General features: G+C 66.8%; 12 protein-coding genes. 11 read left to right on the top strand and 1 reads right to left on the bottom strand.

Going from position 1 to position 11864, the window contains the following annotated elements:
• Positions 1–140 precede the first annotated feature (140 nt).
• Entirely contained in the window at positions 141–1862 is a 1722-nt protein-coding gene (gene recN, locus Q319_RS0103320; RefSeq protein ID WP_029480531.1) for a DNA repair protein RecN, read from the top strand.
• A gap of 144 nt (positions 1863–2006) precedes the next feature.
• Positions 2007–3086 (top strand): protease complex subunit PrcB family protein, encoded by a 1080-nt coding sequence (locus Q319_RS0103315; RefSeq protein WP_029480530.1) that lies wholly within the window; start codon positions 2007–2009, stop codon positions 3084–3086.
• Positions 3087–3123: 37 nt separating this feature from the next.
• On the opposite strand, the gene Q319_RS0103310 is transcribed toward Q319_RS0103315, so the two are convergent.
• Complete coding sequence (locus Q319_RS0103310; RefSeq protein ID WP_051655067.1) at positions 3124–3567, bottom strand: DoxX family protein; 444 nt, start codon at positions 3565–3567, stop codon at positions 3124–3126.
• Positions 3568–3700: 133 nt separating this feature from the next.
• Here Q319_RS0103310 and recF point away from each other — a divergent pair, with 133 nt between their 5' ends.
• From recF to Q319_RS0103265, 9 genes are all read left to right on the top strand, one after another.
• On the top strand, positions 3701–4843 hold the full coding sequence (gene recF / locus Q319_RS0103305; protein ID WP_051655066.1) for a DNA replication/repair protein RecF: 1143 nt from the start codon (positions 3701–3703) through the stop codon (positions 4841–4843).
• Between the two features lie 77 nt (positions 4844–4920).
• On the top strand, positions 4921–5730 hold the full coding sequence (locus tag Q319_RS0103300; RefSeq protein ID WP_051655073.1) for a DciA family protein: 810 nt from the start codon (positions 4921–4923) through the stop codon (positions 5728–5730).
• Positions 5731–5858: 128 nt separating this feature from the next.
• Positions 5859–6695 carry a MogA/MoaB family molybdenum cofactor biosynthesis protein gene (locus Q319_RS26085; protein WP_081845866.1) on the top strand — a complete coding sequence of 279 codons (837 nt, stop codon included), beginning with the start codon at positions 5859–5861 and terminating at the stop codon, positions 6693–6695.
• 160 nt (positions 6696–6855) lie between these two features.
• Positions 6856–7728: a hypothetical protein gene (locus Q319_RS0103290; RefSeq protein WP_245618932.1), complete on the top strand. Its 873-nt coding sequence runs from the start codon at positions 6856–6858 to the stop codon at positions 7726–7728.
• A gap of 65 nt (positions 7729–7793) precedes the next feature.
• Positions 7794–8867: a tRNA pseudouridine(13) synthase TruD gene (truD, locus tag Q319_RS0103285; protein ID WP_029480522.1), complete on the top strand. Its 1074-nt coding sequence runs from the start codon at positions 7794–7796 to the stop codon at positions 8865–8867.
• Positions 8864–9241 (top strand): hypothetical protein, encoded by a 378-nt coding sequence (locus Q319_RS0103280; RefSeq protein ID WP_156039150.1) that lies wholly within the window; start codon positions 8864–8866, stop codon positions 9239–9241. Before truD ends, Q319_RS0103280 begins: the two co-directional genes overlap by 4 nt.
• Positions 9242–9247: 6 nt before the next feature.
• Positions 9248–9667, top strand: coding sequence for a DUF3293 domain-containing protein (locus Q319_RS0103275; protein ID WP_029480519.1), 420 nt, complete (start codon positions 9248–9250; stop codon positions 9665–9667).
• A gap of 432 nt (positions 9668–10099) precedes the next feature.
• Positions 10100–10552 (top strand): GNAT family N-acetyltransferase, encoded by a 453-nt coding sequence (locus Q319_RS0103270; RefSeq protein WP_081845865.1) that lies wholly within the window; start codon positions 10100–10102, stop codon positions 10550–10552.
• A gap of 12 nt (positions 10553–10564) precedes the next feature.
• Complete coding sequence (locus tag Q319_RS0103265) at positions 10565–11683, top strand: alanine racemase (protein ID WP_029480516.1); 1119 nt, start codon at positions 10565–10567, stop codon at positions 11681–11683.
• The last annotated feature ends 181 nt before the right edge of the window (positions 11684–11864 follow it).

Raw genomic sequence — 11864 nt, 5'->3', positions numbered from 1 at the left:
GTGGGGGAACTGTAACGGAAGATTCATGCTTGGTGAGGAAATGGCTGCCGACGGTTTCATACAGTCGGTTTTGAGGTGGCGGATGCTGCCTCGCCTCACACTCGGAAACCTGAGTGGCGAGAGGCCTTAGACTGCTGGAGATGACCCGCAAGGCCCGCGCCCCCCGCGAAGATAGACCCCGCGCAGAGAAGACTGCTACCCTTTCCAGACCGTCTCCAGCGGTTTCGGCTGGCCCTGCGCTGGCCCGGCTGGAGGTCCGCAACCTCGCCACCATCCGCGAGCTGGAACTGGATTTCGCGGGCGGCCTGAGCGTCTTTACCGGCGAGACCGGAGCGGGCAAGAGCATCATCGTGGACGCGCTGGGGCTGCTGCTGGGATCGCGTGCCAACACGGACCTGATCCGCACCGGGGAGAGCGATCTGCTGGTGACCGGCTTCTGGAACGAGCATGGAGATGAGAGCAGCGCCAGCCGCCGTCTCGCGGCCCAGGGGCGCGGCGTGGCCCGGCTGGACGGCGAGGTGGTCAGCGTGCGCGAGTTGCAGGAGTGGGCGCAGACCCGCCTGACGATTCACTGGCAACACAGTGCCGTGAGCCTGCTGGGGCCAGCCAACCAGCGCGCCCTGCTGGACCGGGGCCTGCCCGAGCAAACGGGGGCCTACACCCACGCCTACCGCGAGTGGCAGGAGGCCCGCGCCCGGCTGGAGCGCCTGCGGACGGGTGAGCGCGAACGCGCCCGGCAACTGGACCTGCTGACCTTCCAGGCCCGCGAGATTGCCGAGGTGGCCCCCCTGCCCGGCGAGGAAGAACCCTTGCAAGCCGAGCTGAACCGTCTGGCCAACCTGGAAACCATCGCCCAGAGCGCGGCGGGGGCGCTGACCCTGATCTCGGACGGCGAGGAAAACGCATTGGGCTTTCTGGGAGAGGCGGTGCGCGCCCTGAACGCCAGCGCCCGTTACGATGACGCCAGCGCGGCGTTGCAACAGGAACTGCGCGCCGCCCTGGACAGCCTTCAGGCCGTGTCTGGCGAGCTGCGGGCGGTGGCCGAGGACGGCGCGGCGGACCCCGAGCAACTGGCCCACGTGGAGGGCCGCCTGGGCGCGCTGGGAAAATTGCGGACCAAGTACGGCCCCACGCTGGACGACGTGCTGGAATTTCAGGCCGGGGTGGAGGAGGAACTCGCCGCCCTGACCAGTGACGAGCAGACCGCCGGAACCCTGGACGCCGATGTGGAAGCGCTGCTTGATGAGCTGCGCCGCGTCGGGGCAAAGCTGGACAGCGCCCGCCAGAAACGCGCCGCGCCGCTGGCCGCCGAGCTGCTGGCCGTGATCCGCGAACTGGGGATGCCGCACGCCCGCCTGGAATTCCGCCTCTCCCCGCTGTCCGAACCCGCCCTGTACGGCCCCAGCGACGTCACCATCCAGTTCACCGCCAACCCCGGCGAGGATCTGGCCCCGCTGTCCGACGTGGCCTCCGGCGGCGAGCTGTCGCGGGTGATGCTGGCGATCAGCACGGTGTTGGGCGCGGACACCCCCGCCGTGGTTTTTGACGAGGTGGACGCCGGAATCGGTGGCGGCGCAGCTCTGGCGGTGGCCGAGCAGTTGCACCGTCTGGCCCGCAGCCGTCAGGTGATGGTGGTCACGCATCTGGCGCAGATCGCCGCCCGCGCGGACCACCATTTCAAGGTGGAAAAGGCGGTGGAGGAGGGCCGCACCGTCAGCCGGGTGCGCCCGCTGTCGCCCGCCGAACGCCTGGAAGAAATTGCCCGGATGCTGGGCGGCAACACCTCTGAAGCCGCGCTGGGGCATGCGCGGGAGCTGATGGAAGGAAAAGAGGTCAAACCATCTAACCGTCTCAAGGTCTAACGGCAAGAGCAAAACGGCAGGCGGCTTTCGCTCCTGTCTTTGAGCAGCTTGACCGTTTGACTGTTAGACAGCCCCTCCCCCAGATGTGTGTTTGCCCAAGACCGCGTTCAGGGTGCCATCAGCCCGGCTGCCTAAGCTGGGAGCATGAAGAAATCTCTGTTGCCCGTCTTTCTGCTGAGCGCGGGCCTGTTCAGCGCCTGCACCATGACCGGCCCCGGCAACCTGCGCGTGCATGAGGCGCTGCTGTACGGCGGCACGCAGGAACGCATCGTGTGGGTCTACGGCTCGCTGACGGGCGGCGCGGGCGGCAGCCTGAAACTGGGCGGCCAGACCGCCGAACTGCGCGCCCAGGTGGAGGACGCGGTGGCCGTTCCCGGCACCCTCAGCGTCAACGGCAAGGCCACCTACCGCCAGCCCACGTCCAGTATCACCGCGCCCCTGAACGTCACCCGCCGCGCAAACGGTTCTTTTGATGTGGTCACCCCTGGCGGCCTGAGCGCCGTGTATTACACCGACGGGCAGACCTGGAGCAAGCTGAGCGGCCTGAGCGGAACGGTGGGGGCGTCCTCCGTGAACGGTCTTCAAAGTGCGGGCCAGTTGACTGCAGAGGAAGCGGGCGTGTTGAGCAAGGCGCTGCTGGGTCAAGGACCGCTGGCGGTGGGCGTGTTGGCCGCTGTCCCCGCTGCCGACGCCGCCCTGGACGTTGAACCCAAAGCCGGGGAATACCTGCGGACGGCGCTGTACGTGCTGCCGAATGTTGCCACCACCGCCGCTCAGATTCCCGCAGCCGGGGTGCTGAACCCTACGCCGTCCTCTCCCGCCCCCCAGCCCACAGGAGCGCGCGTGAACTTTACTGAACTTGCCAGCGGAAGCCAGTCAGGCGTCACCGGAGCTGCCGTGACCGTTGCCGCCACGCCAGCAGAGGCTGCCGCTCTGTACGCGCAGGCATACTCACGTCAGACCGGAGCGCCTGCTGCCCCCAATCCCGGCAACGCCACCATCGTCGGGGTTTTCCTGGGGCAGCGCGCCACGGGCGGCTACGGCGTGAGCGTTACTGGAGCCAGCGTGTCGGGCGGCACCCTGACCCTGGTGGCGCAGGTGCGTGCGCCGAAGCCGGGGTCCATCACCACGCAGGCGATCACCAGCCCGTGGACCATCGTGCAGGTGGACGGCAAGTATCAGAACGTGCAGGTGGTGGACGAGGCGGGTCAGCCGCTGCGCTGAGTCACCACTTTTCAGAGAGAGGCTGACCGTTTGTTTGTCAGTCTCTTCTCTTACTAGGCGCGTTGCTGGCCGTGCGTGCCTGTGGCAACACCGCCGCGCTGCGGTCCCGCAAGGCCGGGGAGCCTGGGCCGCCCAGCGTCACCGCCAGACTGCCCGCCAGCAGCAGCAGCGGAACTTCCAGCTCTGCGAAGCCAAGGCGTCCGGCCAGCAGCGGCGCGAGGGCCACGCCCGCCGTCAGCAGCGCCAGCGCCCCGGCCAGCCCGCGTGCGCCCAGCCCCAGCACCAGCAGCGGACCGCCCACCAGTTCCAGCACGGCCACCAGCGGCGCGAACAGCAGGGGCAGGGGCACGCCCGCCGCCCCGTAACTGGCGGTCACGTTTCCCAGGCCCAGATCAAAAATCTTGTGAAAGCCGTGCCACGCGAACACCAGCCCCACCACCACGCGAATCAGGGCCAGGGCAAGTTCAGGCTGTCGCCGCATGCAAGCCAGTGTAACAAACCGCACATTAGAGGCTGGTGATGTGGTTGGGCAGCTCTCGCTTTTGCGTTCAGACCTTTAATCCTGTCTCCATCCCCGCACCGTCCCACAGAACCCCGCGCCCGTCCCGACTAGAATGCGGGGCGTGCGTCTGGAGTCCCTCTCAACTTTGAATTACCGCAACCTCGCGCCGTGTACGCTGCGCTTCGGAGGGGGCGTAACGGGCGTGTATGGCGAGAATGGAGCGGGCAAGACCAACCTGCTGGAGGCCATTTATCTGGCGCTGACCGGGCAGACCGACGTGGGCCGCCTGGAACAACTGGTGCAGTCCGGCGAAAGCGAGGCGTATGTGCGCGCCGATCTGGAATCCGGCGGCAGCCTGAGCGTGCAGGAGGTGGGGCTGGGGCGTGGGCGACGGCAGCTCAAGGTGGACGGCGTGCGCGTGCGCGCAGGCGACCTGCCCCGTGGCAGCGCCGTGTGGATTCGCCCGGAGGATTCCGAACTGGTCTTCGGTTCGCCCAGCCTGCGCCGCGCCTATCTGGACTCTCTGCTGTCGCGCTTGAGCGCCCGCTACGGCCAGCAACTGGGCCGTTACGAGCGCACGGTTTCGCAGCGCAACGCGGCCCTGAAAGGCGGCGAACAGTGGGCCATGTCGGTGTGGGACGACGCCCTGGTCAAGCTGGGCACCGAGATCATCACCTTTCGCCGCCGCGCCCTGACCCGCCTGGGCGAACTGGCCACCGACGCCAACGCCGCGCTGGGCAGCCGCAAGACGCTCACGCTGACGCTGCTGGAAACGACGACACCTGAAACCTATGCCCACGATCTGACCTCCAGACGGGCCGAGGAACTGGCGCGCGGCTCCACTGTCTCCGGTCCGCACCGCGACGATCTGGTGCTGACCCTGGGCGGATTCTCGGCCAGTGAATACGCCAGCCGGGGCGAGGGGCGCACCGTTGCGCTTGCCCTGCGCCGCGCCGAGCTGGAGCTGCTGGCCGAACGCTTTGGCGAGCAGCCCATCCTGCTGATCGACGATTTCAGCGCCGAGCTGGACCCCGGACGCCGCACATTTTTGCTGGAACTGGCGGCGGGGGTGCCGCAGGCCATCGTGACCGGAACCGAACGCCCGCCCGGTGCGTCGGCGCAGTTCTGGGCGCAGTCGGGGAGGTTTACGCCCGTGGACGCGCCTCCCCTGGCTGATCTGGCTCTGGCTGACCTGAACGCGGACGATTCAGAAGAGGACGAGCTAATGGCACCGCGACTTGAGGAAGTGCGCTAGTGGCCTGGGACCGCTACAACGAGGGCCGCAACAACCGGGGCCGCCGCCTGAGCGGGCCGCGCGGCCTGGGCGAACTGATGGGCGCGACGCTGGGCACGGCGCGCATCGCCAAGGGCATCGGGCGGGCGCGGGCCATTCTGGCGTGGCCGGGGGCGGTGGGGCCAGAAATTGCCCGCATCACCCGCCCACGCACCCAGCAGGGCAGCGTGCTGTTCGTGGACGTTAGAGACAGCGCCGCCGCCCATCACCTGAGCATGCAGCGCCATCACTTTCTCAAGGCCCTGAACGCGCTGCTGCCCGACGCGCCCCTCAGCGATATCCGCTTCAGCGTGGGCAGCGTGCGCGAGCCGGTGATGGCCCCCGCGCCGCCGCCCCTGCCCGCCCCGGACCGCGCCCGCGCCCGTGAACTGGTGCAGGATGTGGGTGAGGACCTGCGCCCCGCCGCCCTGCGCGCCGCCGAGGCGATCACCCGCTCGCGCAAGTGGCGTGAGGAACAGGGCTGGCGGCCCTGCCCGGTCTGCGGCGAGGCCAGCCAGGAGCAACCCTGCCGGGCCTGCACCCTGACCCTGGACGATCCCAACGTGCGCCGCGCGGCCAGGGTGCTGATGCAGCAGCCCGAGCAGCTTCTCGCCTTTCTGGGCACCCTGGGCGACAGCGGCGCGAACGCGGCCCGCTATCTGGCACTGGCGCGGCTGGAAGAACAACTGGACCTGCTGGCCCTGGAATGCGTCCGCAGCGGCCAGGAAGACGGCTACCGCGAATTTCTGAACCAGCAGGCGGGCATGTACCTCTCCCTGTACCTGCGCCGCCCCCGCGCGGACCTGAAGCGCTCGGACCGCGCCCTGCTGCCGGAACGGGCGCGCAATGTGCTGAACGCGGGCCGCTGAGGGCAGGGAGCAGAACAGCGGGCAGTCTGGATACGGGCAGTCTGGACACAGGAAGTGTGGAAAAAGCCGTCGTGTCACCCCCGGCGTGGGACTGACGCCGCCCTTGCCCTGGGCGGTATCGTGGCCCCATGACGGACGCCTCCCGCCCCCCTGGACCGCCCAGCACCTCTGGCAACGCCGCAGCGGGTGGCAGCCCATCGGCCCGCTCTAAACAACTCTCGTCCCAGCAGCACCGCGCTGCCGCGCCGCAGAGTGTGCGGGTGGCGGTGCTGACCATCAGCGACACGCGCACGCCCGAGACGGACACCAGCGGTCAGTACCTGCTGGCTGAACTGAAGGCGGCGGGGCACAGCGTGGTGCATTACCGGGTGGTCCGCGACGACGCGCTGGACATCCGCACCGCGCTGACCCTTTTTGTGCGTGAGGCAACGGTGGTTCTCAGCACGGGCGGCACGGGGCTGACCGGGCGCGACGTGACCGTGCCGGTGGTGGAATCGATGATCACCAAGCCCATCCCCGGCTTTGGCGAACTGTTCCGCATGCTCAGCTACCGCGAGGTGGGCGGCGCGGCCATGCTGTCGCGGGCGCTGGGCGGGCTGTGCCGGGGTTCGGCGATCTTTGCCATGCCCGGTAGCCTGAACGCAGTCAAGACCGCCTGGGAAGGCATCCTACGGGATGAGATCGGCCACCTGGCTTTCGAGATCGAGCGCCACGGGCAGCCGGGGATAGTGCAGCCGGGAGTGGTGGCCCCGGCGCTGTCGCCGCTGGCCCAGTCGCTTGTGGCGGCAGGGAAGACCCCTCCTACCACTGATCCACTGACGCCGCCCATGACCCCCCCTCTGTCCCCGGCTGCGGCAGTGGTGGAAGGGACTGGGGCTGCCGATCCGGCTCAGCCGCAGTCCAGAGGCCCAGGCAACCTGATGGGCAGGCTGGGCCGCCATAAGAAAGAAGACCCGCGTCTGTAAAGTCCGGTCTCTGTTTCAGTCCATCTTCTGTTGCAGTCCACCTGATCCGCAGACATTCTTGATGTGGGGCTTCTTCTGTCCATCTTCCATTCCGTCTGGCCCCTGGACGGTATTTTAAGCCGGTTGGGAGGCTGCCTGGTCCACCCACGAGGAGACTGACGTGCAAGAGTTGGAGGCTTTACGGGCCGGACTGGTTTCATGGGCTGGTCTGGTGTCATCGGTTGGGCTGGGCGGCCTCGGCTCACTGCTGGACCTGACCCCGCTGACCGAGGTGAGCGGTCTGTATGCCGTGGTCATCGGTCTGATCGCGCTGCAATGGCTGCTGCGAACGGGGCGCGAGGCCCGGCTGGGCTATCTGCCGCGCGTGGCGTGGTGGGCTGTGCCGGGGCTGGCGCTGCTGCTGCTGACGCCCACGCTGGACGTACCCGCATTGTTCGGGCTGGGTGCGGCGGCGCTGCTGCTGGCCGAGTACTGGCCGCTGCCCTACCGCCGCGCCCCTGCTCGCCCCTCGCCCGCGTGGCCGCTGGTGTCCGTTCTTATCGGTGCGGCGCTGGCCTTCGGCATCCTCCAGAATCAGCGTCCCGAGCCGGTGGCCTTCGTGGCGACCCTGTGCGCGCTGCTGGCGGGCATGGCGGGACTGCTGGGCGTGGCGCTGTATCCGGCGAAAGGCGCAGCCGCCAGGACCCGCCCCACGCTGAATTTCCAGACCCGCTGGCACCGCACCGTCACCCCGGAATGGCCGGACCTGAGCGTGACCCTCAGCGAGCAGGGCGCGCACCTGAAGAACATCTCCAAGCGTCCGGTGCGGCTGGCGGGCTGGTCCCCCGCTGGAATTAACGCGTGGTACCGGGTGCGCGGCCCCGACGGCGAGGTGCTGTCCGAACTGCGCGCCGGGCAGGAGGCGCTGCTGCCCGTGGGCGAGCGCGACAGCGGCGTGCGCGTGTGGTACGGCCCCGGCAAGGAACAGGAAGCCCACCTGTTCCGCGCCGACTGGACTCCGCTGGGCCGGGCCGATGGGCGCGTCCTGAACTGAGCATGGCTCCCCCGCCCGCGCCCTCTCACGCCCGCCGCAGGAAGCCGGGATAGGCTGCTGCAATCGTGAGTCTGGTGTTTGAATGGGCAGCCCTGCGGGCGCTGACGGAATCGGCAGGAACGGGCGGAACGCTGCGCGCTGAAGCCCAGGATTTCCGGGTAGAGGAAGTGGGTGCGTATCCGCTTTCGGGTGAGGGCGATCATCTGTACCTGCATGTGGAGAAGACCGGGCACACCACCGCCCATGTCCTGCGCGAACTGAGCGCCCAGGTGGGCGTGCGTGACCGCGACATTGGCGTGGCGGGCCTGAAAGACCGACACGCCGTGACAACGCAGTGGCTCAGCGTGCCCGCCAAGTACGAGCGGCGGCTGGGCGAATTTGCGCTGGACGGCGTGCGGATTCTGGACACCACCCGGCACGGCAACAAACTGGGCATGGGCCACCTGCGCGGCAACCGCTTCGTGGTGCGCGTGCGGGACGCGGCGGGCGGCGCAGCCGAGGCTGAAGCCGTCCTGAATCTGCTCGGTGTGGGGGGCGTGCCCAATTACTTTGGTCCGCAACGCTTCGGCCTGGGCGGCCTGAATGCCGAGGAGGGTCTCCGCGTGCTGCGCGGCGAATCGCGTCTGCGTGACCCACGCGTGCGCCGCTTCCTGATCTCCAGCGTGCAGAGTGCGGTGTTCAACGCTTCTCTCAGCCTGCGTCTGGAACGCGGTCTGTTCGCCTCGTTGCTGGCGGGCGATATGGCAAAGAAGCACGATACGGGCGGGGTCTTTCTGGTCGAGGACGCCGCTGCCGAGTCGCCCCGCGCCGAACGCGGCGAGGTCAGCGCCACCGGCACGTTGTTCGGCAAGAAGACCAAACCGCTGACGCTGGAAGCCGGGGCGCTGGAAGCCGAGGCCCTGGCCCTCTTTGACCTGACGCCGGGCGTGTTCTCCTCCCGGCGTGGGGACCGCCGATTAACCCGCGTGTTCCCCGAGGAGGCCAGCGTCACCCCGCAGGAGGACGGCTACACGCTGTCTTTCACCCTGCCCAAGGGCAGCTTCGCCACCAGCGTCTTGCGCGAGGTGATGAAGACCGAGGTGGACAGCGCCGGGCCGGTGGACGCGGACAGCGCTGAAGACGCCGGAGGAGAGGAATGAAGCTGAAAGCGGCGGCGCTGGCGGTCTTCCTGCTGGTTCCGGGCGCGTCGGCCCAGAATCCTGCCGGACTGTCTGCCGATCTGAAATTGATGCCCAGTTACGGCGGCGCACTCCTGACGGGCCGCATCGGCGCGTCCAAGCCGGATGAGTTGCTGGGTGTCTGGAGCAGCCTGGGCCGCGCCCGCCTGATGAAATGCGCCCCCCGCTGCGAGGTGGTGGCGTCCGTGCCGATCACTGGCAATCTGGTTCTCAGCGGCGGCTCGGGCTACCGCGTGGTGCTGGGTGGCAATTTCAAGCCGGGTCAGAAGGTCAGCGTCGTGCTGCGCTTCCGCCAGGGCGTGGTTCTGAACACGGCAGCCATCGTGAACCGGTAGCCGGGAATGACGGCACAGCGCGCCGCCTTCCTGTCAGCCAGCTACGGCACACCGGGTGAACGCTTTCGCCTTGTCTCCGAACCCTCAGCCGCCGCGCCTTCCTGGGCTGCTGGAACCTGGGCCATCGTCACGGCCTGGAATCCGGGCGGGCAGCATCAGCCGGAAGCCGATAACCTGTGGGCCGGGCGTGAATTGCTAGCCCTGATCGCCTCGCGCCCACATTTGCCCGGTGTCAACGGCGAGGGGCAGTGGGCCGAACCGTCCGTGATCTTGCCCGGCCTGACCTTGAAGCAGGCAGCACAACTGGGGCGGCGTTTTGCTCAGGCTGCCGTCCTCTTTGGCGTGGGGCGGAGGGTGTCTCTGGTCTGGTTAGAGCTGGGTAGAGTGCGGGTGGAACGGTTCTGGGCGAGGCTTCTGAAAGCCTGATAGCCGTGGAGAGGGCCACATTGCGATTGACTGGCCGGGCGAACAATCCGGCCATGAGTCCCCGCTTTCGCCGTTATCTGTTGCGCTCGTTGCCTTTGCTGCTCTTGTTACTCGTCCTCTCGTGGGGCGTTGATCAGATTTGGGGCCATTACAGTCCCTGGTACGGATTTGTCTCGTGGTTATCCATCTTCGGTCTGAACTGGGCCATTCGCACCGAGCCAAACAGGCGCGAGTAGTTTCCTTCTCCTTGCGCCGTGCCGCATCTTCCAAATCGTTCCGCCCCCCTGCGTTAGGCTGCCCTGTTGCTGCGGGGCGGCCTTTTCTTTTGTCGCCCTACGGATTGCCGTCCTCAAGCTCAAATTTTGCTCAAGCGGGCGAGAGGCGGCCATGACACATCTGCCCTTAACCTTGGGGGCAAAGAGGAGGGGAAGAATGACCATTCAAACCCTGAACATCAAAAATTACACGTTGGGGCCAGATGCCCCGGAGACCCTGAGCGCCGAGGACGGCGGGCGCGTCGCCGAATTTCTGCATACGCATCTGGATGAGTACGGCGACGCCCTGCACGACATTCAGGCGTGCCTTGCCTACGCCCGTGAGCGAGGCGGCAGCGTCACTTACGCCGAAGAAGATGGGGAAATCCTGGGCGCGGTGATCACCAACCGCACCGGCATGGGCGGCTTCATTCCCGAAAATATCCTGGTCTACATTGCCGTCCACGGCAAGACGCGCGGGCGTGGCCTGGGCAAACAATTGATGGAAACCGTGCTGGCGAATGTGGAGGGGAACGTTGCCCTGCACGTCGAGCCTCACAATCCCGCCAGGAAGCTGTACGAGCGACTGGGCTTCACCAACAAGTATCTCGAAATGCGCCTGCAACGCTAGGGAGGCGAACTTATGGCATATCTGACGCTGAACCGCCCCAAATTGCAGGCCAATTTCGACTTTCTGGAAACCCTGTTTGGTGAGCATCACATCGACTGGGGCATCACCACCAAGCTGCTGTGCGGCAACAAGTTGTTTCTGAACGAAGTGATTCGCCTGGGCCGTCTGGAACTGCTGGACTCGCGTATCAGCAACCTGCGGGCCATCAAGGAGCTGAGTCCGGGGGCGCAGACGGTGTACATCAAGCCGCCCGCCTCCGCTTTAATCGAGGACCTCGTGACCTGGGCGGACGTGAGCTTCAACACCGAACTGGAGACCATCCGCGCCATCTCTGCCGAGGCCGTGCGTCAGGACCGGCAGCACCTGATCATCATCATGATCGAGATGGGCGATCTGCGCGAGGGCGTGCTGCGCGAGGACATCGAGGCGTTTTACGCCCAGGTCTTTCAGCTTCCGAACATCAAAATTATCGGTATCGGCACCAACCTGAATTGTCTGAACGGTGTGATGCCCAGCGAGGACAAGCTGATTCAACTGGGCCTGTACAAGAAGATCATCGAGCTGAAGAACAACGTGGAAATCCAGTGGGTCAGCGCCGGGACCACCGTGACCATCCCACTACTGATCGCGGGCGGCTTGCCCCAGGCCATCAACCACTTCCGCATTGGCGAGGCGCTGTTCTTCGGGCAGGATTTAGTTGCCGAGGACACCTTCGCCGGCATGCACGACGACGTGCTGGAATTGCACGCCCAGGTCATCGAACTGGCCGAGAAGCCCACGATGCCCTCCGGCACGCTGGGTAAGAACCCCTTTGGCGTCACCGCCGAGGCCGAGAGCAGCGGCAGCACCAGCCACCGCGCCATTCTGGACGTGGGTTACCTGGACATCTCGCCGCAGTATCTGGAACCTGTGGACGAGCGTCTGGAAGTGATCGGCGGCAGCAGTGACATGCTGGTGCTGAACGTGGGCGAAAACGAGGCCGGGCTGAAGGTGGGCAGCTATGTCAAATTCCGCCTCAAGTACATGGGCGCGCTGCATCTGATGAACTCGCCATATATTGACAAGTTTGTGCTGGACGAGTCGGGCGAGCAGATCGGGGAGCTGGCGGAAGCTGAAGCGGTGGCGGGGTAAGAGAAGGGCAGGCTGCGCCCGCCACCCCCCTCCCCAACCCTCCCCCGCAAGGAGGGAGGGAGCTAAAAGATCTCGTCTAGGAGGGTGTAAACGTAAATCAAACTGCCCCTTGCCTCCCTTCTAAGGGGAGGTGGCGCGGAGCGCCGGAGGGGTTAAACCGCAAACAGCCACCCCTCCCGCT

Source organism: Deinococcus marmoris DSM 12784, from assembly GCF_000701405.1.
GTDB classification, from domain to species: domain Bacteria; phylum Deinococcota; class Deinococci; order Deinococcales; family Deinococcaceae; genus Deinococcus; species Deinococcus marmoris.
The sequence above is the reverse complement of the archived record's forward strand: the minus strand, read 5'-3'. Positions and strand labels throughout refer to the sequence as shown.

Coding starts and splice junctions, on each gene's coding strand:
- Q319_RS0103265 (WP_029480516.1), top strand. CDS start 10,565: ATGGCATATCTGACGCTGAACCGCCCCAAATTGCAGGCCAATTTCGAC.
- Q319_RS0103310 (WP_051655067.1), bottom strand. CDS start 3,567: ATGCGGCGACAGCCTGAACTTGCCCTGGCCCTGATTCGCGTGGTGGTG.
- Q319_RS26085 (WP_081845866.1), top strand. CDS start 5,859: ATGACGGACGCCTCCCGCCCCCCTGGACCGCCCAGCACCTCTGGCAAC.
- recN (WP_029480531.1), top strand. CDS start 141: ATGACCCGCAAGGCCCGCGCCCCCCGCGAAGATAGACCCCGCGCAGAG.
- Q319_RS0103300 (WP_051655073.1), top strand. CDS start 4,921: ATGGGCGCGACGCTGGGCACGGCGCGCATCGCCAAGGGCATCGGGCGG.
- Q319_RS0103270 (WP_081845865.1), top strand. CDS start 10,100: ATGACCATTCAAACCCTGAACATCAAAAATTACACGTTGGGGCCAGAT.
- Q319_RS0103275 (WP_029480519.1), top strand. CDS start 9,248: ATGACGGCACAGCGCGCCGCCTTCCTGTCAGCCAGCTACGGCACACCG.
- recF (WP_051655066.1), top strand. CDS start 3,701: ATGCGGGGCGTGCGTCTGGAGTCCCTCTCAACTTTGAATTACCGCAAC.
- Q319_RS0103315 (WP_029480530.1), top strand. CDS start 2,007: ATGAAGAAATCTCTGTTGCCCGTCTTTCTGCTGAGCGCGGGCCTGTTC.
- Q319_RS0103280 (WP_156039150.1), top strand. CDS start 8,864: ATGAAGCTGAAAGCGGCGGCGCTGGCGGTCTTCCTGCTGGTTCCGGGC.